This window comes from Paraburkholderia sp. BR14312 (assembly GCF_040948675.1).
In the GTDB taxonomy this organism is placed as follows: Bacteria; Pseudomonadota; Gammaproteobacteria; order Burkholderiales; family Burkholderiaceae; genus Paraburkholderia; species Paraburkholderia nodosa_A.
The window spans coordinates 84,574-110,177 of record NZ_JBFPKI010000007.1; the positions used below are offsets into that span (position 1 = coordinate 84,574).

General features: G+C 60.7%; 21 protein-coding genes and 3 pseudogenes. 6 read left to right on the forward strand and 18 right to left on the reverse strand.

What is annotated here, in order from left to right:
• Window positions 1–86: 86 nt before the first annotated feature.
• From AB3X98_RS20415 to AB3X98_RS20430, 4 genes are all read right to left on the reverse strand, one after another.
• Entirely contained in the window at window positions 87–605 is a 519-nt protein-coding gene (locus tag AB3X98_RS20415) for a zinc-binding dehydrogenase (RefSeq protein WP_368604292.1), read from the reverse strand.
• A 4-nt stretch (window positions 606–609) separates the two neighbouring features.
• Window positions 610–1,062, reverse strand: a complete 453-nt coding sequence (locus AB3X98_RS20420; protein ID WP_368604291.1) for an alcohol dehydrogenase catalytic domain-containing protein — start codon at window positions 1,060–1,062, stop codon at window positions 610–612.
• Window positions 1,063–1,392: 330 nt separating this feature from the next.
• On the reverse strand, window positions 1,393–2,235 hold the full coding sequence (locus AB3X98_RS20425; RefSeq protein ID WP_368604290.1) for an alpha/beta fold hydrolase: 843 nt from the start codon (window positions 2,233–2,235) through the stop codon (window positions 1,393–1,395).
• 35 nt (window positions 2,236–2,270) lie between these two features.
• Window positions 2,271–2,771 (reverse strand): ester cyclase, encoded by a 501-nt coding sequence (locus tag AB3X98_RS20430; protein WP_368604289.1) that lies wholly within the window; start codon window positions 2,769–2,771, stop codon window positions 2,271–2,273.
• A gap of 132 nt (window positions 2,772–2,903) precedes the next feature.
• On the opposite strand from AB3X98_RS20430, the gene AB3X98_RS20435 reads away from it, so the two are divergent.
• Window positions 2,904–3,368, forward strand: coding sequence for a MarR family winged helix-turn-helix transcriptional regulator (locus AB3X98_RS20435; RefSeq protein WP_368604288.1), 465 nt, complete (start codon window positions 2,904–2,906; stop codon window positions 3,366–3,368).
• A gap of 594 nt (window positions 3,369–3,962) precedes the next feature.
• Here the strand turns inward: AB3X98_RS20435 and AB3X98_RS20440 are convergent.
• The 12 genes and pseudogenes from AB3X98_RS20440 to AB3X98_RS20495 form a co-directional block, all read right to left on the reverse strand.
• Window positions 3,963–4,099 (reverse strand): annotated as a pseudogene (locus AB3X98_RS20440) (LysR family transcriptional regulator); the annotation flags it as partial.
• 169 nt (window positions 4,100–4,268) lie between these two features.
• The gene (locus AB3X98_RS20445; protein ID WP_368604287.1) at window positions 4,269–5,438 is read right to left on the reverse strand and encodes an ROK family transcriptional regulator; all 1,170 of its coding nucleotides are present in this window, start codon (window positions 5,436–5,438) and stop codon (window positions 4,269–4,271) included.
• A 91-nt stretch (window positions 5,439–5,529) separates the two neighbouring features.
• Entirely contained in the window at window positions 5,530–6,306 is a 777-nt protein-coding gene (locus tag AB3X98_RS20450; protein ID WP_368604286.1) for an inositol monophosphatase family protein, read from the reverse strand.
• 72 nt (window positions 6,307–6,378) lie between these two features.
• On the reverse strand, window positions 6,379–7,509 hold the full coding sequence (locus AB3X98_RS20455) for an ABC transporter ATP-binding protein (protein ID WP_368604285.1): 1,131 nt from the start codon (window positions 7,507–7,509) through the stop codon (window positions 6,379–6,381).
• Entirely contained in the window at window positions 7,506–8,423 is a 918-nt protein-coding gene (locus AB3X98_RS20460; RefSeq protein WP_368604284.1) for an ABC transporter permease subunit, read from the reverse strand. The genes AB3X98_RS20455 and AB3X98_RS20460 overlap by 4 nt, the downstream gene beginning before the upstream one ends.
• Window positions 8,424–8,425: 2 nt before the next feature.
• Window positions 8,426–9,313, reverse strand: coding sequence for a carbohydrate ABC transporter permease (locus AB3X98_RS20465; protein ID WP_368604283.1), 888 nt, complete (start codon window positions 9,311–9,313; stop codon window positions 8,426–8,428).
• 55 nt (window positions 9,314–9,368) lie between these two features.
• The gene (locus AB3X98_RS20470; RefSeq protein ID WP_368604282.1) at window positions 9,369–10,685 is read right to left on the reverse strand and encodes an extracellular solute-binding protein; all 1,317 of its coding nucleotides are present in this window, start codon (window positions 10,683–10,685) and stop codon (window positions 9,369–9,371) included.
• A gap of 46 nt (window positions 10,686–10,731) precedes the next feature.
• Window positions 10,732–11,454, reverse strand: a complete 723-nt coding sequence (locus AB3X98_RS20475) for a DUF1868 domain-containing protein (RefSeq protein WP_368604281.1) — start codon at window positions 11,452–11,454, stop codon at window positions 10,732–10,734.
• Between the two features lie 46 nt (window positions 11,455–11,500).
• Window positions 11,501–12,034 carry a TonB family protein gene (locus AB3X98_RS20480; RefSeq protein ID WP_368604280.1) on the reverse strand — a complete coding sequence of 178 codons (534 nt, stop codon included), beginning with the start codon at window positions 12,032–12,034 and terminating at the stop codon, window positions 11,501–11,503.
• A gap of 183 nt (window positions 12,035–12,217) precedes the next feature.
• The gene (locus tag AB3X98_RS20485) at window positions 12,218–12,616 is read right to left on the reverse strand and encodes an ExbD/TolR family protein (RefSeq protein WP_368604279.1); all 399 of its coding nucleotides are present in this window, start codon (window positions 12,614–12,616) and stop codon (window positions 12,218–12,220) included.
• A 2-nt stretch (window positions 12,617–12,618) separates the two neighbouring features.
• Window positions 12,619–13,359, reverse strand: coding sequence for a MotA/TolQ/ExbB proton channel family protein (locus tag AB3X98_RS20490; protein WP_368604278.1), 741 nt, complete (start codon window positions 13,357–13,359; stop codon window positions 12,619–12,621).
• Window positions 13,360–13,427: 68 nt separating this feature from the next.
• Window positions 13,428–16,238 (reverse strand): TonB-dependent receptor, encoded by a 2,811-nt coding sequence (locus AB3X98_RS20495; protein ID WP_368604277.1) that lies wholly within the window; start codon window positions 16,236–16,238, stop codon window positions 13,428–13,430.
• Window positions 16,239–16,611: 373 nt separating this feature from the next.
• Between AB3X98_RS20495 and AB3X98_RS20500 the strand changes: the two genes are divergently transcribed.
• From AB3X98_RS20500 to AB3X98_RS20520, 5 genes and pseudogenes are all read left to right on the forward strand, one after another.
• Window positions 16,612–17,643, forward strand: a complete 1,032-nt coding sequence (locus tag AB3X98_RS20500) for a hypothetical protein (RefSeq protein ID WP_368604276.1) — start codon at window positions 16,612–16,614, stop codon at window positions 17,641–17,643.
• A pseudogene (locus tag AB3X98_RS20505) lies at window positions 17,640–17,828 on the forward strand (LacI family DNA-binding transcriptional regulator); the annotation flags it as partial. The gene AB3X98_RS20500 and the pseudogene AB3X98_RS20505, both read left to right, overlap by 4 nt.
• Before the next feature lie 920 nt (window positions 17,829–18,748).
• Complete coding sequence (locus AB3X98_RS20510) at window positions 18,749–19,141, forward strand: carboxymuconolactone decarboxylase family protein (protein ID WP_368604275.1); 393 nt, start codon at window positions 18,749–18,751, stop codon at window positions 19,139–19,141.
• Window positions 19,138–20,850, forward strand: coding sequence for a thiamine pyrophosphate-binding protein (locus tag AB3X98_RS20515; RefSeq protein ID WP_368604273.1), 1,713 nt, complete (start codon window positions 19,138–19,140; stop codon window positions 20,848–20,850). The genes AB3X98_RS20510 and AB3X98_RS20515 overlap by 4 nt, the downstream gene beginning before the upstream one ends.
• Window positions 20,851–21,428: 578 nt before the next feature.
• Window positions 21,429–22,589 (forward strand): glycerophosphodiester phosphodiesterase family protein, encoded by a 1,161-nt coding sequence (locus AB3X98_RS20520; protein WP_368604272.1) that lies wholly within the window; start codon window positions 21,429–21,431, stop codon window positions 22,587–22,589.
• Window positions 22,590–23,325: 736 nt separating this feature from the next.
• Here the strand turns inward: AB3X98_RS20520 and AB3X98_RS20525 are convergent.
• Both AB3X98_RS20525 and AB3X98_RS20530 read right to left on the reverse strand, forming a co-directional pair.
• Window positions 23,326–23,940: pseudogene (locus AB3X98_RS20525) on the reverse strand (IS256 family transposase); the annotation flags it as partial.
• 69 nt (window positions 23,941–24,009) lie between these two features.
• Complete coding sequence (locus AB3X98_RS20530) at window positions 24,010–25,578, reverse strand: IS66 family transposase (RefSeq protein ID WP_368604271.1); 1,569 nt, start codon at window positions 25,576–25,578, stop codon at window positions 24,010–24,012.
• Window positions 25,579–25,604: the final 26 nt, after the last annotated feature.

The following is a 25,604-nucleotide window of genomic DNA, read 5'->3' on the forward strand; positions in this document are numbered from 1 at the left end:
GCTAGAAAGGTCGCGGGTCTTTCAGGCGGATGGATCGATCAGAATCTTCATTCTTTGCCCAGCTTGCAAATATTCGAATCCGTGGGTTACGACTTCATCCAAGGGGGGGTACTCTCGACCCACCCGGCGGTGTTGTAGTGTCCTTTGGCCATGAGGTCGATGACGGCTCTGTAGTCGTCGGCGGTGTAACAAACCGTGCCCTGAATGCGCCGCTCCCTGAGTACAAGGTTGAGCAGCGGCGTCGGTATCGGCCGGTCGTAGACCGCCACACTGACGAGCGCGCGATGCTCGCCGATACAATCGAGCGCCGAAGCGATCGCGGCCGGAACGCCAGCAGCGTCAAAGGCCGCGTCCACGCCATTGCCGTTCGTTTGCTCGGCGATTTGGTCCGCAACGTTCACCGTCGTGGGGTCAATCGTTCGCGCACCCAATGCCTCGGCAGCCTGGCGCCGCACTGCAGACGGCTCGACAAGGTCAATCTCGGTGAGCCCCATGCTGCGCAGGGCGAACCACAGGCCAAGGCCGATGGGCCCAGCGCCAAAGACCAGCACCCTGCTCTGGTCATTCACATTTCCGAGTTTGGCCGCGTGGTAGGCCACCGCCATGGGTTCAACGAGTGCCCCCTATCTCCACCGGTACGCTGTCCGGAAGCTTGTGCACCATGTTGCGTTTCACAACCGTATATTCGGCCATCCCGCCGTCTGCCATCAGTCCATGGAACCCGATGCAGTTGCGTACGTTGTAATAGCCGGAGCGGCACGGACGGCAAACCCCGCACCGGTAAATTGGTTCAACGGCGACTTTGTCTCCTTCCGGGACATCCGTGACGCCGGCACCCACTGCGGTCACGACTCCGGAGAACTCGTGACCAAGCACGAGCGGCATCGCTTTTCCTGTCAGGGGATGGGGCGCCGCCGTCGGAACGATGATCGGACCGTCGTAGTATTCGTGAAGGTCACTGCCACAGATGCCGTAGCGGCTGACCTTGATTTTCACCTCGCCAGCCGATACCGATGGCTCAGGAAGGTCTTCGATCCTCAACTGCCTGTTGCCGTAATACATTGCCGCTCGCATTGTTCGCCTCCTCTACGGATTGATGTAGGCTGGCAAAGCCTGAGTCATCGCCCCACTCACGGATCACAGGCTTGCTGACCACGACGAAAAAAACATTTGCAGTACGAAGTTATCGACCAAAACACGCCGGTTCATCGAGGCATTTTCGCCTGTCCCTTCCTCGTTCACCTCCTGAACTACGTGGCCAAACGGGCTAACATATCGATCGTCACGCATTTGGCAGCCGGCAGGCCCCTCCTACGCGTCCTCATCCCTTGCGAGGGACTTCACATTGTTCACCACGGGTGGCCCGCGATTCCTCATGCACAGTCTCCTTTTTCAACACTGGTTTGTTGTCACGAAGTCACGCAGCGTCTCATTAAACGCTTCGGGTGCCTCGCGAAACAGACAATGCCCGGTCCCCTCGAGCATTGAGACCTGAGCCGTCGGCATCAGTGACCCGAGCCGCTGGGCTGCAGCAGGCAGCAAAATGTCATCTGCACTGCCGTGCAACACCATCGTTGGAACCTGTAGCGTGCTCAGCAGGTCGTCGTTGTCCACCTGCCGTGAGAACAGCGCGGCACGCACTTCGGAAGGGACCACGCAGTTGTAGCCCAGCATCTCGTACAGGTCACGCTCGCTCACCTGGCGGGCGTGACACTGCTGGATGAACTGCACAAGTGCCGGCACCACAGTAGCGATGTCCGGGGCGAACAGGCTGCCAACATAGGACAGTACCTGCGGCCCGAGCAGGCTCATGGCCGTTTCATCGCCAAGCCGGGTCAGTGCAGCTGCGAACACCAGTCCGGCGAGACGAGCACTGCCGTGCCGGCGCAGGTAATCGCAAGCCACCAGGCCGCCATACGACCACGCCACCAGCACCACCGGCCGATTGCCCAGTGCTTCGATAGCAGCAGCAACGTCATCCGCCCACAGTGAGCCATCGCTGTAAGCCGCAGGCTCCACAGGCTTGGCCGATCCACCGTGGCCGCGCAGATCCAGCGCCGCCAGCCGATGGTCAGCAGCCAGGCCACCCGCAAATTGGGGACGCCAGATCGCCGCCGACTGGGAGAAGCCGTGCAGAAACAGGATCGTGGGACCGGTAGCCGGACCGGTCTCTAGAAGACGAAGGGCGAGGCCCCCACCGCCAGTTATTTGCCGAATGGACAGAGTCTGTGTCATGGAAGATGGCTCGTAGCGTCGCTGCAGCGTGTTGGTTAGTGGGCGCGGCCCAGAAGGCCCACACCAGTGGGCGCGTTCGCTTCGCCACGCAACTGGCGCAGCACAGTCTCCAGGTCGAAATAGACGCGCTCTGCAAGCAGGCGACCCGCCTCATCCCCGTCACCAAAGATATAGAACGCCGCGAGCTCGAACGTGACGGCCCGGCCGGTGGCCGGGATACCGCAGAACTTGCCGCGGTGGGTGCCGGTCACCGTGACCTCACGGATTGAGCAACCAGGGACGTCGTACTCGGCGCTGGGATGCAGCCGGAAATCGGGGAAGGCAGCGTCGAACGCGGCGTAGAAGTCCTGCACGGCCTTGAAGCCGCTGAATACGGCCGACATCGGAATGACGTCGTAGGACGAGCGCTCATCACGAATGAAGGTATAGTAGACGGCGTCCCAGTCGTGCGCGTTCTCGGCGCGCATATGCTCGACGATGCACTCGCGTTGCAACGTTATGCGCGCGGCGTCACTCAGCTTGTTTGCGGTAATCACGTTTGTCTCCGGTGTAGGTTTGGGTGTGGCCTGATCAACGCATATGGCAGCTTCGGCCACACACTGGATTTTATAAACAATAGAGCATATGTCAACATGATTGACATATGAACTTGTGAGTATAATCCCTATATGAACTCACCAGCCCGCCTCCCCATCCAGTCGACAAGCGAACGCGCTGTCCCCACGGACAGCATCGATGAAGCCATCCTGGCCTTTCATCAGGCCTATCAGGTGACCATTGCGGGTGCAGACGAGCGGCTCGCCGAACTCGGCTTGGGCCGGAGCCACCACAAGGTGCTCTATTTCGCTGCGCGCCACCCACGCTGCCCGGTCAGTGACGTGCGCGAATTCATTGGCGTGTCACGACAGGCCCTGCAGCGGCCCGTGAACGATCTGCACCGCCACGGCCTGATCGAAACCCTCGTGTCGCCCACCAACCGGCGTGTCCACCAGCTGTTGCTGACCGAGGCGGGTGCCGTGCTCGAATCCGAGGTCACTCAGCTCGTGCGCCGGCGCTTCGAACTTGCGTTTGAACGCGTACCAGCAGCTAGCCGCAAGCACTGGATCGCAGTAATGCGCGCGTTTGTGGGTTAAGATGATCCTGGCCACGATTGGCTGCGGCTACCTCCTGGCCAGGCGCAGGGCCGTGCACGCACGGATTCACAAGTCCGGCAGCCGTCATGCCCCTGACGGACTCGGCGTTCCGTTAGACGATCTGCCCCGGCCGCCATGGCAACGCATCGAGTAGTGACTCGGATCTCGGCCAACAAACGTTCGCAAAAACGCCCCCGCTGCACCGGACCATCTGCTCCACAACATCCCCGTGTGCGCGATGGCGCACGTCTAGCTGCAATCCGCGATAGCGTAAACAGCTACAGAGGAATCCGACCGGCGTGCTCGATCAACAAGCGCACAGCTTTGGGTCCGTTTCCGTCTAACCTGCGACAAAGAATCCGCTGGAGGTGAGCACGTTTTCAAGTGCACGGAATCGAGGTCGGGACATTACTCGCCTTGTGCCCTCGCCGGTAACCTCATAGGTCCACCGCACGGGCAACTCAGCGCCCGCAGTGCCCCGACCCTTGTCGGAAACCGTACGACCCACTACGCCGCGTCCGAACCGATGGCGCCGTCATGCCATCTTTGCCACGGGCTGTCCGACATCCGGCTACGATGCGCCTCATTTCAACACGCCCCGATCGACTGTTCGAGCCGCTTGGCCCGCCGTGTCGCTGCTGCAGAGGAGATATTCAGCGCAACCGCCGCCTGCGCGAACTGCGATGTTCGACCACCGCTGCAAACGTCTGCAGCTCCACCATGTTCAACATCGCACTCACTTTCACTCCCCGGTACCCAGCCCCAGCGTACATAACGTCGCTTCTCTGGTAACGCCCCCGGCTTACACAGGCTCGCGGTGCCATCCATGGCCGGGAACACTGCGAGCTCACGCCACGCGTCCAATGCCGGGTCGGACCAGTCTCCACCGATCGTGCGTGGTTACTCGAAAAAGCTGTTTTTGAGTAGCACGAGCGCAGCGCCATTTGCCGCCGCATCACCGTTCGCCTCTGACAGCACCAGCTTTGGCCGCGGTGGTCCAACGCCATATCGATGCACACCCCAGAAGCGCGCGCGCTCAATCAGCATCCGGCCGAGGGCCGCGGGCAACTGCCCGCCGAACACGATCGCCTCCGGGTCGAACAAACCGGCAATGGCGTTGACCGTCCTGTCCAGCACAGGTAAGGTGCGCGTAATCCATGTTTCGACGCCGGGCCAGGCCGGATCAAATCGCATCCTCAGGTCTTCGACAGAATCGATATCGATACCGTTGGCGCGCAACTCGTCGATCAGATAGCGCAAGGCAGGACGGTTTTCGGCTTCCTCGGGTGTACAGAGCGTCATTTCGCCCGCGTTGCCATGCGCACCAAAATAAGGCTTTCCGTTGATGACGACGCCGCCCCCAAAGCCGTAATTGAACGATAGATAAAAAAAGCTCTTCGCCCAGCGTCCCGCCCCGAGCAGACTTTCGCCAATCGCGGCTGTCGTCGCGTTGTTGTCGATCCACACCGGCAGTCCGAACGCGCGCTCAAGGATCGGCGCAAGATCGATAAGCGACCACTCCTGAAGCGGTTCGGGCGCATTCATCTGCCGGTCGTCGGCGACGAAATAGCCGGTCATTGCGAATCCGACGCCGATCAAACGGTCGCGCGACACATGGTTGCGTATGAGAATCCGGTCGATTGCATCATTGATCGCCGCAAGTGACGCATTGCGGCTCGTGGGCGCCGTGCGCAGCTGTACCTCTTCGAGAATATGGCATCCAAGGTCGGCTAGACACACCGACATCGAATCCGTGTTAATCGACACGCCGAGCGAGTACGCCGCCTCACGAACCAGTTCGATGCGCGGGCTCGGCTGGCCGCGCCCGTTCCTAATTATCTCGCCGGCCCGCAGCAGACCGCGTTCAATCAGTTGCTCGATGAGCCGGTGCACCGACTGTTGTGCGAGCTCGGTCTGGGCCGAGATCGCCGCACGCGTGATCGCACCCGAGCGGCGAACGAGGTCGAGAATAAGCCGCTCGCTTGCAATCAACCGGCCGATCCGGCCACGCTCTCGCGTCGAGCCTGTTTCAGGATGTGGTGACACGAACTCTCGCGAAACCGGGGCCATGGGTCACGCTCCGCCTAAATACGAAATCGAAAATGGTAGCAGACAGCTCCGCTACCGAACCACTGTCATAGTGGGCCGCGACGGTCATCGGCTACACCGCAGGTGCCGACCAGAAGGGCAGCACGACGTCCGTCAGCGCTGGCGTCCCGACCGCGATTCGCATGCCGTGTCGCACCCGAGCGGCGTCGAACGCGACCCGAAGACCAGCCTCGCGGCACAGTACCGCGCCCGCAGCCAGATCCCAGAAACTCGTGTGGCACTCGAAATAGCCGTCGACATATCCTAACGCCGCGAACCCCAGACCGATGGTCGCGCAGCGGTAGCCCGTCACCGCCCATTGATGCCGCTTCATCTCTGCTTCGAGGGTCGCCGTTTCGGCCGTGGTCCAGTGCGGGTTGGTGCCAAGCGCCGCGACGCGCACATCGGGAAACGGCACGTTGCGCGTAAAGGGCTGGCCGTTGAGGATCACGCCCTGCCCCGTGGCCGCCGCAAGCGTCATGCGCAGCACCGGGTAATGAATGACGCCGACTTCCGGCACGCCGTCCGCCACGTACGCAAGCGCGATCCCCCACAGTGGCGAGCCGCGCAGGAAATTGGCTGTCCCATCGATGGGATCGACGATCCAGAACCGCGATGCCATCTCGCCGCCCAACTCCTCGCCAACGACAGCTTCAGCAGGCCATATACCGGCGATACGCTCCCTGACCCGCTGCTCGACAGCCATATCGGCCTCGCTAACGAAATCCATCGGCCCCTTGCTGCTGGCGGCGAGCGCTGCGCGCTCCGTGAAAAACGCAAGCGCCCCCGCCCCCGCTTCTTCGACGATCGATGTCGCCGCCTGCAGACGGCTCTCCAGATTGCTCAACACACTGCTCCATAAGATAGATGAGGCGCCATTGCAATCCACAGCGGTCAGAACGTCGCAACTGACGACATCGCCTCACACCGTTGCCTCGGCAATATCAGGCATAGTCAGACGCGTGCCTGTCGCGGCGTCAAACAGTGTCACATGTTCGGGCCGGAAACCGAGAGACAGCCGGTCGCCCGTCCGGTAGTCCGCGGCGTCCCGCTGTGTCGCGATGATCCGCTGGCGGCCACGCCGACAGTACAGCAGCCGATGACTGCCGATGTCCTCAATCGCTTCAAGCGTGCACTCCAGACCGCTCAGGTCGTGCCGCACCACGAATGCTTCGGGCCGGATGCCGACGACGATGCGGGCACCGCCCGCCTCGCTGTGGCCTGGCAACACCCGCTCTGCAAGCGGTAGCTTCATCCCATCGGCCAACACCACGCCACCGTCCGACGCGCGCGTCGCTTCGAGCAGATTCATCGGCGGACTCCCGATAAAGCCTGCGACGAACGGCGTGCGTGGTCGATGATAAATGTCGCCCGGCGGGCCGATCTGTTCGATGCGTCCGCGATTCATCACGACGATGCGATCCGCGAGCGTCATCGCTTCGGTCTGGTCGTGTGTGACGAAGATCGTCGTTCCGCCGATTTCTTTGTGTAACCGCCGTAGTTCCAGACGCATCTCGTGCCGCAGTTTCGCGTCCAGGTTCGACAATGCCTCGTCGAACAACAGGATCGCGGGCTGACGTGCAATCGCTCGCGCTATCGCCACCCGCTGCCGCTGACCGCCGGATAGCTGATCCGGGCGCCGCTTGAGCAGCTCAGTCAGCCTGAGCATGCTGGCCGCATCGGCAATACGCCGTTGGCGCTCCATGCGCGGCAATCCCGCGAGCTTCAGAGCGTAGCCGATGTTCTGCGCGACACTCATGTGCGGATAGAGTGCGTAGTGCTGAAAAACCATCGCGCAGCCGCGCTCGCCTGGCGCGCGCAGCGTGACATCTTCGCCGCCTATCAGGATGCGTCCGTGCGTGACTGACTCGAGCCCCGCCACGATGCGCAGCAACGTCGACTTGCCGCATCCCGATGGACCGAGTACGACCGTCAGCTCGCCCGGCTCAAACACGACGTTCAGCTCAGCCATTACCGTGTGACCATCATACCGCTTCGTTGCCCCCTCGACGGCGATGCCGGCCGCCCGACTGTTTGCACGATCACTCATCATTTCCCGACTCCCGTCACGCCTTTGACAAACCAGCCCTGCATCAGCGCGATCGCGACCAGCGGCGGCACGATGCCGACCAGCGCAGCGGCCATCATCAGACTCCATTCAGGCGCCTGGCTTGCTTCCGTCGGCATGAAGCTCGCGACACCAAGCACGATCGTGCGCATGTCCTGCCGGCTAGTCATCAACAGCGGCCACATATAATCCTTCCATGTCGAGATGAATACGATCGTCCCCAGCGCCGCAAAATTGGTCTTCGAGAGCGGCAACAGGATGTCGAAGAAGAACCGCACGGGCCCGGCACCGTCCAGGCGCGCCGCCTCGGACAGCTCCGCGGGCACTGTCTGATAGAACTGCCTGAAGAGGAACGTCCCCGTGGCCGACGCGACCAACGGCAATGTGAGGCCCGCGTAGGTATCCAGCAGGTTCAGTGATGCCGTGAAGCGCAGCCCCGTCAGCATGGCGAGCACGGTATCGAGGTGAGTGGCTTCGAGGATCGTCTTCAGCGGCTCGAAGAGATCGGAGGCGACCGCGTAAGTCGGCACGATACGAACCTCGACAGGCAGCAGCAGGGTCGCCAGCACACCGAAGAAGATCACGTGCCTGAGCCGCGATCCAAAGTACACGACGGCATACGCAGTAATCGACGACAACGCGAGCTTGCCGATCACGACGACCGACGACACGACGAAGCTGTTGAACAGCATGCGCCCGATGTCCGTACGGCGTGCGACCTCGTGCAGATTGTCGATCAGGCGGCCGCCGGGTACGAGCGCAATCCCCTCACCCACCAGCGATGCATTCGACACGGAGGCGGCGCAGATCGCCAGATAGATTGGCGCGAACGCGAACGCGACGCCGAGCAACAGCACCGCATAGGCAACCAGCCTGAGACCAGGATGACGTTCGACCATGACTAGTTTCCCCCGTCGAGTTTGCGTTTGGATACGCGGAACTGCACGAACGTCATCGCGATGATGAAGAACATAAGGATCACGGAAAGCGTCGACGAACCGGACAGATCGAGCCCGACGAAGCCGTCCGAGTAGATCTTGTAAGCGATAATGTTGGTCGCCCCTGCGGGACCGCCTGCTGTCAGCGTATCGACGATGCCGAAGCTGTTCGTCATCGCCTCGATCATGCTGGCGACAGTCACGAACAGGATGAACGGTTTGAGCATGGGCAGCTTGATATCGAAGAAGCGCCGTACGGGCCCGGCGCCGTCGACGGCGGCAGCAGCCAGATAATCTTGCGGGATCGACCGCAGTGCGGCAACGAAGATCACGAAATTGAACGGCACCTGGGTCCATGCGAACGCGAGTGTGATCATGGCAATCGCTTCGCTGCCATTGGATTGCGGCGTCCACAGTCCAGAGTGAATCGTGTTGAGGTAAGCGAGCGGACCGACGACGGGATTCGCGATGAAGCGCATGATCACGCCCAGCGTTGCGCCTGCAATCGCATACGGCCAGATCAACAGATTGCGGAATACTGCGCTGCCGCGAAGGTTCAGATCCGCGAAGCCAGCGAGAGCGAGTGCGATCAGCACCCCAGAACCGACGCCCGCGACCGCGAAGATCGCCGTGATCCGCAGCGACGCATAGAAGGTGGCGTCCGAGAGGATGCGAACATAGTTGTCGAGACCGACGAATATCGAGCCGTTGCCGAACGGGCGCACGAGATTGAAGGACCACCAGACGGCCTTGCAGGCCGGCCAGTAGAAAAACAGAGCCACCAGCAGAAGCTGCGGCAGCGCGAGCATCAGCGGTATCTGGCGGCCTGGGAACCTGGCGCTTGGTTTCATCTGGAATGGAAAGTTGGCATGTCGGGTAGTCAGCGGCAAGCGCGCTCGCGTTTCGTCAGGGCAGGCGCATGTCCCTGTAGGTTGCCTCAAAGCGGACGAGCAACGCATTGCCGCGTGACTGTGCAGCGCGCAGCGCATCGTCCATCGGTTTGTCACCGTGAAACGCGTGCTGCACCTCTTCGAACCAGATCGAACGGAACTGCGGAAAGAAGCCGAGCCGTTCGCCCACACTGTTTTCGTTTCCCGCCTCGTTCAGCGACATCACGCCTGCCGTGATTGGCAGCAGACCCACGTCCCGCTGATCGGACATTGTGGATAGCATCGCCTGCGCGTCCCGCGTAACGGGCAGATAGCCTGTCTTTAGCGCAAATGCAATCTGGTTTCGCCGCTCACGCACAAAGGCGAGAAACGCTGCGGCGACGCGATAGCTGGCCAGGTCCTGGCCTTTCATCACCCAGATCGAACTGCCGCCAATCAGAGTGTGGTAACGCACCGCACCTGCGTAGACAGGCATCATGCCCACGACCGGATGCACCTTGCCGACGCTCATAATGACGCCCATCGCACCCGTTGAATCGACCGACATCGCACACTCACCATTCGCGAAAGCGATCGCCTGGCTGCCCGTGCGCGTGTCGGCCGCATCGAGCAGCAACCCCGCCTTGCGCCAGCGCAGCACGTCGAGCATCCAGCGGTTCAGCGCCCCGCCAGCGAACACATAGCGCGCGGATAGCCCTTGTCGTCCGTTGGCACCACTCGCAAGCGGCACGCCCTGCACGGCCGCCGGTTGCTCGAACAGCTTCCACGGCGAATAGTCGCTGACAGCCGGACAACTCGCGCCAGCGGCCCGCAGCTTGCGCGCCGTGTCCTCGAACGCTTCCCACGTCGACGGCGTACTGGTCACGCCGACTGCGGCGAGCCGCGCAGCGTTCGCGTACAGCACGAGCGTCGACACGCCAAACGGCTGCGAGTAGAGCCGCCCGTCCGTCGATGCGTAGTACCGTCGCACCACATCGGCATAGCTGGATGCATCAACCGGCTTGCCTATGGTCGCCGTCATCTCGTCCATCGGATAGATGGCGTCGCTCAGCATCATGTCCGCCGTGCCAACGTCGTAAATTTCGACGAGTGCCGGCTGCCTGCCTGCGCGATACGCTGCGACCGTCTTGCGCATCGTTTGCTCGTACGCGCCCTGCGACACGCACTGCACCTTGTCCACCGGCGACGACGCATTGAACCCGTCGCACAGGGTCTGGATCGCGGCCGCCACGGTACCCGTATGGCCATACCAGAACTGGATGGTCGTCGCCATCGACGGCGACGCACCGAGCACGAACAGCACAGCCGCGACAACGCCTGGCAGACGCATCATCGAGCGCCGCCGTTCGATAAGGCGAAGCGATGTGTGACAGTGCCGCTCATTGCGATGCGATCCGGCGCAGGAGGAACTGGTTGTCGAATGCATACATGTCGTTGAACACGCAGAATTCGGGTGCACTCAGTTCGATAATTTCGAACAGCTTGCCCACATGTGCAAAGCAGCCGCTGACGAGATCGAGGCACGCAAGCGTGACGTCGGGCGTCATGGGGCGGACCAGATACGACAGCGTGATATGAAACTCGTAGTGATCGTGCCATGCCGTCCTGAGTGACAGACACTCGGCGAGCCGCGTGCGCAGGTCGCGCAGCTTGCGCTCTTCCACTGCATCAACGGGTACGAGCTTGATGCAGCCAACGTGCGTCTGATTCGCGCGATCGGCCACCCTGAGACGCAGCGGCAAGGCGCATCCCAGATCGAATGATTCGAGCTTCGCCGCGAAGTGACGCGTGCACTCGGCAATGCTCGCGTCATGCGGCAGATCGGTTGGCCACCGGTCATTGCCGCGCTCGAGATCGGCGACGCCCTCGAACACGGTCATGTGATAGCTCTCCGGCGGCAGGAAGCTTAGCGAGGACGCAAACGGACTCGATCTGATCGTGTCGCGCACAGCGACAAGCGCATCGGATAGCGGTGTAAAAAGTGGCACATGACATACCAGCGTATTGCCGGGATAGCGCAACACGTTGCCATTCGAATCGAACTTCTTTCCGATATGGTCCAGCGAGATGAACGGTACTTCAGGGACGTCGATAGTATTCATGCCTGCCGTTTTCATTTGTCTTGCTTGTTGATGTCAGTTCAGTGCGTCATTCGCTCAGCGAAAAACGCAGTTCGACTTCGCCGACCACATCGGCGTCGCCGGGAGAAAACTTCCAGCGCATCAGCGCGTTGATTGCGGCCTGATCAAAGACCTTCGGCGGATCCGATCGCACGATACTCACAGCGCTCACGCTCCCGTCCCGCGTGATCGTGACGTGTGCGACCACCGCCCCTTCGATGTTGCCGGCCATCGCGCGCGGCGGATAATCCGGCTCGACCCGCACAAGCGGCACGATGCCTTTGCGGACCTTTGGCGCCTGCGACGCGGCGGGCGGCGCCTCATGCATCGGCTTCGCGATGTCCGGTGTAACGGCGGGCACCGCCTGCGGCACCGTGGCGGGGGCCTGGGTGGCGACGGGCGTGGGTGTCACGGCTGGCGCAGGCACCGCGCTGTGTGTCGGCGCTGCATGCCGCACCCGCGTCGGGCGGTGCTGCACAGGCGCGGGCTTCGGCGGTTCGGGTGGTGCCTTCTGAGCTGGCTGCGGCGGTGTGGGATCGGCGGGCGCGTCGGCGATCGTCACGACCTTCATCACCTTCGGCGGCGGAGGCGGTTCAGCAACGGGCTGCACCAGAATGCGCCCTAATACAGCAATCAGCCCACCTTCAATGACAAGCGCAATCGCAAACGCAGCGGGCCAACGCATGCCGGACTTCGGTTCGGGCGGCGCGAGCGTTCCCAGAACGGCTGTCTTCATGACTGCACCTCAGCGCACGGCCGCGACGCCGACATCGTCGACACCTGCCGCGTGCGCGAGATCCATCACGTGCAGCAGATCCTGCAGCGCCACGTCCTTGTCGCCCGCGATCAGCACGTCGATCTTCGCATCGTGCGCACGTCCGCGGATCGTCTGCGTCATCACGTCAGCGGACACCGGTTTGCCTTCGAAGAACAGGCCGCCGTCCTTCTTCACCGCAATCGTGAGCGTCGCCATCGGCAGCGGTGCGGCCGATGCAGCGTGCGGCACGTTGATCTTGACGCCGCTCGCGTCGATCATCTTCAACATCGTGACCATGAAGAAAATCAGCAGGAACATCATGATGTCGATCATCGGCACAAGTTCGATGCGCGGCTCGTGCGACTCGAGGTAACGAGTGCGGCTCATGATCACGCTCCCGACGCATCGGAGGCCATCGTGCGCGACATCGCCCGTACGCTCGCGATGTGCTCCTGACGCTCACGCGTGTCGCCGGCACCTGTGATTCCCGCAGTAGTACCCGCCGTGCTCCTGCCGACCAGATGGGTGCGCTTGACGCTTGCGAGCTTGATCAGATCGAGCCGCAGCGTCGCAAGGCGCACCCGCTTGGCGAAGTAGCCGTTCGCCGCGACACCGACAATGGCCACCAGCAAACCGCAGCCTGTTGCGATCAGCGCATGGCCGATGCCGCCCGTCACGGCACCCGCGCCAGGTCCAGCCGTGCCAAGCACGTTAAACGATTCCGTGATGCCAATGATCGTGCCAAGCAGACCGATCAGCGGCCCGAGTGTCACGGCTGTATCGAGCATCCACAGGTGCCTGTCGAGTTGCGGCAACGTGCGTACGATCGCCTCGTCGATATAGCGGTCCATCTCGTCGGGATTCAGCGAGCGTGACTCGACGACGGCCTGCAACGTCGCGCCGTAGACCGTGGGACGGTAGCGCGTCGCGACTTCGCTCACCGAGCGGTCATCGAGAAAATTGAGCGTGTTCAGGCGATGATCGATTTCTGCACTCGAAGGTGCCGCCTTTGCGAAGAATGCGGCGCGCTCGATCGCGACGGCCAGCACCACGAGAAAAAGCAGCGCGAGGATCGGGATGATGCCCGCCGACTGCGTGCTCAGACTGAGAAATTGCTGCAGGATGTTCATGTCATGTCCTTGATGAATTAATCCAGTACACGGCCGCTCCCCCGTTGGGGCAGCGCAGCCGTCCAGGGTCAAAGATGCTTCGGGGTATAGGTCAGGCCGAGCCAGAAGGTCCGGCCGATGGAGAACTTGTCCTTTAGCAGATTACGGTTCTGGCCGGTGACCGAGACCACGGGCGATCCCGTCAGGTTCGCGACTTCGAAGAAAGTCTGGCAGCCGGAGCCGATGTCGTAGCGCGCCTGCAGATCGATTTCCTTGCGCGCCTGCCAGTACACGTCCTGGCGCGGCAGGCTGGCATCAACCGCACGCAGGCTCGTGCCGATCCAGTTGTACGCAACCGTGATACCGAACTTGTGATAGTTGTAGAAGACGCTGAGGTTGCGGATCTGGTCAGGCTGGTTCACGAGGCGGTTGATCGTGCGCGTGCCGCCCGATGACGTGATCGCGTTCAGGCGACCGCGTAGCAATGTGAGGTTGCCACTGAAGCCGAAGCCCTGCAGGTACGGCGTGATCCAGCCGAGCGAGTTCTGCACGAAATTCAGTTCGATGCCGTCGAGCTTCGAGTTCGACGAATTGAGCGGCTGCGTGATCGATGCTGCGCGGGTCAGGCCATCGTAGAACAGCGTCCCCTGGCTCGTGAGGTTGTAGATCTCGTTCTTGATCTGCTTGTGAAATGCTGCGAGCGAGAGGAGGCCCGAGTGCGGCAAATACCATTCTGCCGACAGATCGAGGTTCGTCGATTCGCGCGGCTTGATGTTCGGGTTGCCGGTGACGACCGTCAGCGACCCGTCCGAGCTTTCGGAGATTGACGTGTTGGGCGCGTAGTCGTCATAGGTCGGCCGGCCGATGGTCTTGCTGGCGGCGAATTTCAGGCGCACTGCGGGCGTCGCATCGAAAACCAGCGATGCGGCCGGCAACGTGAAGTTGTACTTCGAATCGTTCGTGACGGACTGCCATGTGGTCGTGCCTCCCACCGTATTGCGCACATTACCTGTCGTCGACAGACGCGTGTTGTCCTGGCGCAGCCCGATCATCGCGCTCAGACGATCCGTGCGCCACGACGCCATCGCATAGCCTGCCGCCGTCTGCTCCGTATGCGAGTAGTTGTTCTGCAGACTGCTCGCGAGGTTGTTGACGTTCGCCGCAACAAGGTTGCCATTGCTCTGCAGCTGCTGCCAGGCCTTGTTCAGGTCGATGGTCATGAACGGCAGACCGTTGGTGTACGGCAACGTCGTGCCCGACGGACCGCCAACGCCTGCCATCGTGAGTCCGCTGCCCGTCGGAAAGTAGGCGTTGAACGCTTCGTTGTAGTTGTGGCCGAGGCTGCGATAATCGAAGCCGATGGCATAGCCCAGTCCGCGCGAATCGGAGCCCATATTCTGGCGAAAATCGAGCTTCAGGTCGCCTACCCTGTCGTCGATCTGGATGTTGTCGGTACGCCAGTAGAGCGCGTGCCAGTTGGCTGGGTTCACAAAGCCGGAGGGATTCAGGACGCTCACGGCGGGATCGAATCCGGACGTGTCATAGGTCGTCGCCATGCCCGGTATGCCGACGATAGATGGCTGCGTGCCAGACGCACCGTACTTCAGGTTGCCGTAGATGTACTTCGCAGCCGTCTGTGGATTCCACTGGCTTGCCTTCGAGAACGAGGAGCGGAGCGACAACATCCGATCATCACCCAGACGCCAATCGAGACCACCCTGGACGTTCTGGACAGTCCGGTCAATCTTGCTTTGCTGTACACCTGCTTCCGCTTCGCCGAGTGCGAACTGGCCAGACGTCGCGGTCTGGTTGATTACGGGGTTGTTAGGGACCCCCGTCGTGCGCCCGACATCGATGATGTTTTCATCGCGTAACTCATGCATATTTTCGGCGTTATAGCCGAGCGACACGAAGCCGTAGACGTCCGGCGTGAACTTCGCTTCGAGCTTGGCATCGACGCCCTGCCGTTCGAGATTCTTGCGGTACTGCCAGTATTTGAACTGTTGGGGTACGGGAATGCCGTTGCCGGGATTTGGACCGCCCGTCGCCGCCGGGTTCGCGAGCGAGCCGTTCGCACCGTAGAAGTTGTAGAAGATATTGTCGGTGGTCATGTGGCCCAGCGAATACGTGTTCTGTTTCTCGTAGTTCGCTGCGATCACGAGCCCGAGCGCCTGGGTTGGACCAAATGTCGCGCTCCACACCATATCCGCCTTGCGCGCGAGGCCCTCGGCCCCCGAGAGAACCTTGCCTGTTCCCTCGGCATGACCGAGTGCTCCCGTCGCGCTGAAATACGGCTTGCCGCCGTTGTCGAACGCGCTCCGCGTGACGATGTTCACCGACCCGCCGACCGCGTTCGGATCCTGATCCGGCTGCCATGTCTTGAAGACCTGCACCTGTTTGACGAGCGACGACGGCAGCATGTCCGTGCGTACGCCGCGGCTCGTCCGGTCGGTCGAGGCCATCGGCGCACCGTCAAACGAGATGTTGTTGTAACTCGCATCGAGACCGCGTATCGCGACGAACTGCGCCTCGTCGCGACCGTTGACGTTGTCCGGGTTAAAGCTCACCGATACGCCGGCGATACGCTTCACGACGTCGGTGACGGTCGCATCCGGCAAGGTTTCAATCTGCTCTTTCGTTAAAACATCCATCACCCGGTCCTGCATCTGCTTGGTAGCGACGGCCGCACTGTTCACGGCGCGCTTGCGCGTGACGTCGACATGACCGAAGCGCTGGACCTGCTGGTTCTTATCCGCGGGCTGCTCGCCCGTCGCGGTACCGCCCGCCTCGTCCGCCAGAGCCTGCGTCGCGGCGCAGGCCAGCGATGACCACGCTGCCGCTGTCGCGAATGCAATCGCAGAAAGGCGCCAGTAACGGCGGCCGACTTGCTGATCGAACATGGTTCTTCCCGAATGTGTCATGTATGTGGTCGGTCGCAAAACTCCGGCGAGCCTCCGCTGCTCCTGCCGGTCAAACACTGCCCGGCGCGACAAAACCAATATTACTACCCATTATGTGTATTATCAGTGACAGTTATAGGAAATAGCACCGCGACTTTCCTCGCGCCAGAAATTAAAGAGCGCGACGGAGGAGGTGTCGAATTTGAATGACTGACCTTGATACATATACTCATCATGTGTACTATCCGGGGGCCAGCCACGCGATCGAGTGATCTATGGACTGGCGTGCGTCGACATTCGCGCCAGACAGCGCGCAACCCGGCACGGCCGACATCGCAACAATCGGCCGTGTCGCCAGAATAGGACAGCAGCAATGGCATTTCGCCTTGAGGACCGTTGGGTGTGGGACTTCTGGTTTGCACAGGAAGGCGGGCTCACGCACATGTTTTTCCTCAATGCCCCCAAGGCGATCGGAGATCCCGAGCAGCGGCACTGGAACGTGTCGATTGGTCATGCAGTTTCCACCGATCTGGTCAACTGGACGGAACGCGGGGTCGCGCTGCATCCAGCGCGCTCGCCCGCATGGGACGACTACACCACGTGGACGGGTTCGGTCGTCCGCACGCCACAGCAGCGCTGGATGATGTTTTATACTGGTACGGACCATGCTGGTCGCGGTCTCGTGCAGCGCATCGGTGCGGCTGTATCCGATGATCTGCAAATATGGGAACGGCTCGCGCACAATCCGATACTGAACATCGATCCCTCGTTGTACGAGCCGCTCGATACGAATGTCTGGCACGACCAGGCTTTCCGCGACCCCTGGGTTTTCGCCGCCCCAAACGGCGATGGCTGGCACATGGTGTTCACCGCGCGAGAGCCCATGGGCCTGGTGATCGGACGCGGCGTGCTTGGGCATGCGGTGTCCCACGATCTCGAACACTGGTCGCTGCGCCCGCCGCTGTTCCGCTCGAAGGTGTTCGGGCAACTGGAAGTACCGCAGGTCTTCGAGCATCAGGGCCGGTGGTACTGCCTGTTCTGCACTGCGAAGAACCATATCGAGCCAGCGTATTGCCGCGAGCGCATGTCTGAGCCAATGACGGGCACCCACTATCTGATCGCCGATCATCCGCTTGGCGAATGGAAGCTGGTCGAGGACGATTTTCTGGTCGGCGATGCAGCGGGCTCGCTCTATTCCGGCCGGATGGTGCATGCGCCGGACGGTACGCTGCACTTCATGGCCTTTCTGAAATCCGGCAAGGACGGCCAGTTCATCGGGGAGATCTCGGACCCGATGCCCGTCGATGTACTCGACCATGGCCGGTTGCAGGTTGACGCGTCGCGCTACGGGGTTGGTGGCCCCGACAGGTTGGCGGGGAAGCGGCAAGACCGGGACTCGCGATGACACTGAAAGATCTTGCCCACCAGCTTGGGATGTCGCGGACCACAGTCAGCCGTGCGCTCAATGGATACCCGGAGGTGAGCGAGCGGACCCGTGAGCGAGTCATTGCAGCCGCGGCTAGCGCCAGCTACCGCCCCAATCCGGTCGCGCGGCAACTGGCAACCGGGCGCGCCCGTGCTATCGGCATCGCCGGAAGAGCCGAGTTTGCTTGTGTCGGTCCGCAGATACGCGCAAGCTAGAATCGCGTCTACATTGTTCATACCCATACGTCTGGGACAAAGCGAGCGATTTGTTGGAAAACCAACGTTCAGACAGTCGGCGTGATATCAGCATGTAGAGAGGTCCCGTCGCGGCTTTCACGCGCGGAAGCCAACATAGGCGCACTGCCTTGCAGCGACTCATGCTGGCACACTGTATGCTTCTCTTCAGAGTAAGACCACATCGCTGCTGCGTCCGGACGGTTTCGTCGCGGCTTTGCAGCCACTGAGATCAACCCTGTTCCATAACGCTTTCCCCAAAAAGGACACCTGTGTCTCGACGTCGGACATTAGCTTGCCGCCATGCGGGCATGGTTGACAGGTTTTCCGGTGCGCCGCAATCGGCCGCGGAGTATCTTGTTCGTGGGCTGAGACCCGAAGGCCGACTCGTGCGGGCTTTTCAAAACAGAACCTCTAGAAGGAAAGCGTCGAGAACCCGACAGAACGTCTGTCCAAATGCAGGATGGGGAACGGGCCCCGGACAACGCGCGGCTCGCGGTGACGGGATAAATAGAGAAATTGCCCCAACGCATGGGTTGCGATGCCTTGAAGCACCTTGCTGAGGTCGTGTCAACGTGAAGATGAAACGTTGGTCCCAGTCCCCCGAGTCCCGCTAATGCCAGATATGGACCTGGACGCGCGCCACAGGTTCGCGTCGTCGACACAGGGACACCAGTTTACGGCAGCAAACGCTTCATAGCTGCAAATACGGCACCTGTGAAGAAATACACGCTCAAGCTACTGTAGGAAAAGCGTCGATAAATGACGTTAGTATAACTAAATTAGTTGTTAGCATGAGAAGTGGGTTTAACTTTCATGAAGGTACTACCCCTCGCTGGAGGAAATCACTTATGCAACACGAAAAAGGCCACGGTCTGAGCGGTGCGAGCGCCGGTCAGCGGGAGCTGGACAACACTTATCACCCTGCGCACGCGGCGTCACTGCGGGCATTGAAAGAGTTCTGCCCTGACTACTTCTCGATTATCGAGGAGTTCGGGCTGGGCAGCCTGTGGCAACGGCCAGGCCTGACGGCGCGCGACAAGGAGCTCGTCACCTTTTCGACATTGATTACACAGGGCGATACCGAAGTCGAGTTGCGCCAACACGTCCATACTGCGTTAAAACGGGGCGTAACGCCGGAAGAGATACTCGAATGCATCATCCTGCTTGCGGTGTACGTCGGCGTTCCGCGCACGTTGAACGCGATCCAGATCGTTCGGTCCGAACTCGCGGAGGTCGCATGAATGTCGCAGACGCGATCATCTGCGCTTTAAACGAAGAGGGTATCCGACACCTCTTCTGCGTGCCCGGACAATCGATCGATCTGCTGCTCGAAAGCCTGACGCGGCAGAAGGATGTGCAACCCATCGTTTGCGCGCACGAGGCTGGCGCAGCGTACATGGCAGATGGTTACGCGCGAGCGAGCGGACGCTTCGGCGTCTGCGCGACGACTAGCGGGCCGGGCTTTACCAACACGTTGACTGCCCTAGCGACGGCCTGGACGGATCGATCGCCGCTGCTGGCTATCTCGGGAGAGGTACAGCAGGACCGGGCGGGGCGGGGCGCTTTACAGGACTCCAGCGCGGCGGGATTGCGTAGTGCCGAGATGGCGGCTCCCGTCACTGCGCTGCAGCTGGACCTGACTTCGCCATCGCTCGCGCGGAATCATCTCAGGCGTCTCTTGCACGGCATGCTGGACCACGCGTCGCGCGGCCCGGTTCATCTGTCGGTTCCCGTCGATGTTCAGGGGGCCGCGACCAACGGCGAGTGGTCAAGGCTTCCCTCGGCGTCATATCAGCCTCGCTTCGTGGATACAGATAGTTGTGACGCGTTCTGGGATCTAGTTGGGACGAAAACCAAGGTTGCGATCCTCGCGGGTTCTGGTTGCGTACAGTCGGAGGCCACCGAAGCGCTCGTGCGGTTCGCCGAATGCTTCGACATACCAGTGGCGACGACCTTGCCCGCCAAGGGGGTGTTCCCCGAAGATCATCGTTTGAGTCTCGGCATGATGGGCTGGTTCGGCAACCGGCCAGCGATTGATGCGCTCGCCACCGGGAAGCTTGAGGTTCTGTTTGTCCTTGGCTCGCGGATGAACATGCTGGACACGCTGATCTGGACATCTGGATTCCAGCCTCGGCATGCGCTGATTGTGAACGACATCAACACGAGCGGCGTGTTTCAGGACTATCGCTCAGACCTTTCGATACTGGGCGACGCCCGCAGTTGCCTGGATGCGCTGACGCGCGCTGCACCGGCATGTTCCGCGCGCCTGCAAGCCAGCCGGGCGGACCGGCGCGACTGGCTCTCTTCGCTGAAGCGCAACGGCACTCTGACCGAGCCGATCGGACCTCTCCCATCGGAACCAGAGCAATTGCACCCCGCCCAAGCCATTGCGGTACTGCGCCGCGTGATGCCCCGCTCAACGATGCTGTTCATCGACAGTGGCGCACATGCCTTTTTCGCGGGCCATTACTGGACCGCATACGAACCACGACGTTTCTTTACTTCGATCAAGTACATGGGATCAATGGGGTGGGCGATTCCGGCGGCGATCGGCGCGAAACTCGCTCGTCCCGAGGATCCGTGCGTGGTGGTGACTGGCGACGGCTGCATGCTGATGCACGGCGTTGAAATGCAAACCGCTGCCCGCTACGGTGTTCCTCTGATCTGTGTGGTGCTCAACAACTCGGCGTACGGGAGTCCAAAACTGCGCGCCGACCGGATCAGCCCGGCGCTGGGACGCTTGCACGACTTGCCGATGCATGACTGGGCGAAATTCGCTGAGTCGATCGGGGTGCGCGGCGTGACCGTGCATGAGGCGTCGGACTTGGCTGATGCATTGGGACTGGCGCTGCGTCACAAAACGGCCGTAGTGATCGATGTGCGCACGCGGAACTTCCCTACGCCGAGCGAGGCGTTCGACACGATTGCGGCGGGCGGCACTCTCGAATGATCGGTCGCCACCGCCGGTACGAACGGTTCCTGGGCACTTCGGCAGCATCGCCCTTTTGCGTTGTTGGTGGCCGGCGGGCGCTTGGGACGTTGCGATCTCAAGCGCCCGTGTGAAGAGGTCATTGTCGAGAGGTTCACCTTTACCATACTCTTGCCGATCACCGGCCCGTGCACGGGCCGACGATGAATGCGCTTTCCGTGTGATTGTGCAGAAATATCCCGCGAGTTTGCGTCACCTGAAGATCGCCATGACAGGCAGGCAACGAGTCTCGACATATGAATCAACTACGTGAACAAGATCAGTCGTATAGCAAGCACGTCGTTCCACTACGGCGGCGCTGGACTGAACATGTGGCCTCACAGACTATGGACCTTTCGGCAGGAGTACGTTGGTTTAAGGTTCGACGACGTTGCACGCGGCAAGGTCGCACAAACAGGTCGCATTCGAGCTGGCTTGACGGGTCTTCTTCGCCGCCTCGTAGTATTCGATTATTCACCAAACACCACCACGACAGGCAACAGCAGTTCATTCAATGAATTTCTAACTCACGACACTGATAACCAAGGAGTGATATCGCTATGAATTCTTTTGCAAGCCAGTGGTTCCGGCTGCTTGGCGCTGTTTTTTTTTCAATCGCCGCGCTTTCTGACGCTGCCATCATAGATGGCCCACATCACTATGATCCCGAGCGTATTCTCGAAGCGTTCAAGAATCCTTATACCGGTCATGCAGAGAAGAGGAACGTAGGCATCGTCGCTCACCGTGGCATCGTCGCTAGTGGTTGTCCCGAGAATTCGCTTTGCTCGATTCAAAACACCTATAACAACGGCATTGAGGCCATCGAACTGGATGTCAAGCAAAGCCGCAATGGGACGCCATACCTCTTCCATGACTATAACGTCGGACGCGTCGCTGCCGGCTCCGGTTTCGATATCTATACAGGCAAAGGGTGGAATGCCGACGTGCGTGCGCTTGACGATGCACATCTCAACAGGATAATTTTGCGTGATAAGCGATTCAGAACAACGGGATACGATGCCCTCTCCCTTGAGGCGGCCTTGGACAGGGTTAAATCTGACTACCCCCACATGTTAGTAATACTCGACATCAAGAGCCTGGATGCACTTTCCCGTGCAGCAGATCTGACTATCAGGCGAGGGATGGAGAATATGGTGGTTCTCAAGTTCTTTGCCACCTTAGTGGCAGCCGAGCCGGGAAATATCGTGAAATACACGAAAGGCGTAGCCTTTGCGCCAATGATTTACGCCAGCGACGAAGACAACATTGCGAACCGGTACAATGATTTGAGCTGTGGACGAGCTGGGGCGTACTATCACCAATGTTTGGTAGAATCCTGGTTGGATGATGCCAGCAAGCAGAGTAACTTTGCGTGGATTGAAGTCGGCAACAAGAACCCCGTAAACGGAGATCCCACCTACGATCTTGTGAAGCATGTCCGTGCCGGGCGCAAAGCCATGGGAGCCTTCAGTCCAGTAAAGGAGTACCGCGAAGACGCAAACGACGGCAAATGGTACATCCGCAGCAATGGTACTTGTTGCGCCAGCCTCGACGACTACCTGACGGATACTATCCATTTCGGTAAGGAAGTAGTGGATAAGCGCCCCATCGTTCAACTACAACTTGAGAACGGTTTCACGTCGATCACTACAGATGATCCATTGGCTGCCGCAGCTGTCGCAAGCCGCTCTGGAATGCGAGACACAAGCCGATATTATTAGTTCACTGTCAGGCTGGTTGCCCGACTCGACGCGTGTCCATGCAGCCGAAGAGCCGTCCCGAATCTTACGGGATGAATCCCGATTCCACTCGATTCTGAATCGGGGCCTTGGGGCCACCACCGTCGGGCGGTTGGGACGATCCGTGCGGACATGATACCGTAAAGCATACCGTCGTACACCTTGCTCTAGCGGCTTACATTATGGAAGCCGTATCGCGCGGAAGAATCTCCTTTGCGCCGATCGTCCGTCTGGGACGGTCTATTGGAGTCCGCACATCCGCCAGAGAATCCGGCGTCGATGCATAACCACCTCCGGCAAAGCATCCCACAGCCCGGCACGACGGTATCGCGGATCGGAAGATGCCCCTGAAACATCGATACCGTCACTCGATACTGTCGAAGCAGCGAATGAAGCTTTACCAGCTGCCTGCTTGTACCGTAAATGACTGCACGAACCCCAGATGGTGCATTATCTCCGCAACCGCGGGCAGCAGGCAGCAGGCAGCAGGCAGCAGGCAAGTGTCGCCGTGCGGTACAGCTTCAACGTTACGCGGTGAGCGACTTCTCGGACATTGATTGCCAAACGCAGAATGGGACACGACTGAGCCATGAACGACAAAGAACAGAGCACGAGCGAGCTGTGGCTGGAAGCGCGCGCGCCCGGCTTTCGGGTAAGCGATCGATTGACCAGAGCTAACGTCAAGAGTGGTGTATAGGCAGCATCGTGACGATCGATATCAAGCGGCGAGTTTCTGCTGAACCGGCCGATCGTCCTGCACCGGTTCGCCGTCCTTGAAGGCAATGCCCTCGAGCAACAGCTTGATCTTTTCCGGGCCGTTGATACGGCGCCAAGTTTTCTCAGCTTCCTCAATCAGCTTGAATGCCAGGCCGAGGAAGGTCGGCCGCGACACGCAGTTACGCGTGCGTGTCGTACGGTGACGCACCGTCGCGAACGTCGATTCAATCGCGTTGGTCGTGCGCAGGTGCTGCCAATGTTCGGCGGGGAACTCGTAGAAGGCCAGCAAGCTGTCTCGGTCCTTCTTCAACGTCTCGGTCGCCTTCGGATATTTCGCCGCGTAGATCGATACGAAACGATCGAACGCAGCGTACGCGTCGGTGCGGGTCGCGGCCATCCAGATCGATTGCATGTCGGCCTTCGCACGCGCTTGTTGCGATTTGGGCAGCGCGTTCAGTACGTTGCCCATCTTGTGAAACCAACAGCGCTGACCCAGCGTGGCCGGAAATACCTCTTCCAGCGCCGCCCAGAAGCCCATAGCGCCGTCACCTACCGCCAGTCGCGGGCCAGCCTGCAGGCCACGCTTTTTCAGGTCAAGCAACAGCTCCAGCCAGGTAAGCGGCTCAGCTGAGCCGTTCGTCCATTCTCGTGCGCGTGAGGCATGATGGTGAACTGGGGCTGCCGGTCAGTTAGAGGGATCTGGCGGACTGGCTGGCGTGTGCAGCTTGTCGGCCACACGCCAAGGCAGGAGCTCGTCGATGCGATTGATTTTGTGACCGGCGATATGGGTTAGCACATAGTCGAGGTAGGCACGCGGATCGATGTCATTCAGTCTGCAAGTGCCAATCAATGCGTACATTGCGGCTGCCCGTTCGCCGCCGCTGTCTGAGCCGGCGAATAAAAAATTTTTCCGGCCCAGGCTTACGCAGCGCAGCGCGTTCTCCGCGATGTTGTTGTCGATCTCGAGCGTACCGTCTTCGCAATACAACGTGAGAGCGCTCCACTGGTTCAGCGTGTAGTTGATCGCCTTGGCCGTATCGGACTTCGACGACAGTGTTTCGAGCTTTGCCCTGAGCCACGCTTCGTAGGTTTGAAGCAGTGGTCTGGCTTTCTCCTGCCGTATTCGCAGCCGTTCGGCGACGGGCCTGCCGCGAATGGCGGCCTCGATGTCGTAGAGCCCGCCGATATATTCAAGTGCCTTTTGTGTTGTGTCAGATGGCGTGCGCACGTGGATGTCGTAGAACTTTCTCCTCGCGTGGGCATGGCATGCCGCCTCGCGTATCGAGCCATCGCGGAACAATTCGTCGAAGCCCGCGTAGGCGTCCGCTTGCAGAATTCCTTTGAAGCTGGCGAGATGGGTTTGAGGATGGATGCCTTGCCGGTTCGGCGAGTACGCGAACCAGACGGAAGCCGGTTGCGTCGAGCCCGAGCGACGATCGGCGCGCACGTAGACCCATAGCCGGCCGGTGCGGGTCTTCCTGTTGCCCGGTGATAGCACCGGGATCGGCGTGTCATCCGCGTGCAGCTTGGTGGCCGACACCGTATAGCGACGCAGCGCCTCTGTTAGCGGTGCGCACAGCGCCTCGCACTGGCCCACCCAGCGACCCATGCTGGCCCGGTCGAGCGTCACGCCGTCGCGCGCCGCGATCGCGGATTGCCGGTACAACGGCTGGTGGTCTGCATACTTCGCGACGAGGATGTCTGCCAGCAAACTCGGATGGGCGATGCTCCGCTCGATCGGCAGCCCAGGCATCGGCGGCTGCGTGATCGTGCTGCAGCACGGGCAAACCAGTTTGCACCGGATCGTGCGAATGACCTTGAACGCCGCTGCAACCCGGGCGAGTTGTTCGGATGAGTCCTCGCCGAGCGCCCGCATTGGTTGACCGCAATCCGGGCAGCTTGATTCAGGCTCGAGCACATAATCCTGGCGCGGCAGATGCGCGGCAAGCGCTTGCCTGGAAGCCGCCTCGTCCGTCGTTCTGTTCGAGGTGGACGCATTTGCACCGAGGGCCTGCGCACGCTGCACATCCACAACGCCGCGCACGGCGGCCAGATCCTCAAGTTGAGTCTCGAGCGTCTCGATTTGCCGCTGTAGCTGCTCGGACTTGCGACCGAACTGCATGCGCCTGAGCTTGTCGATCTGCGCCTTGAGCTGCTCAATCTCGACATCGCGTTCGGCAAGCAGACTACGGGCCTCGACCAGCAAGGCCTTCAGCAGTTCGATATCGTCAGGGAGATCGGCGCCGTTCGACATGCGCCGTAGTTTACGAGTCTGCTGCG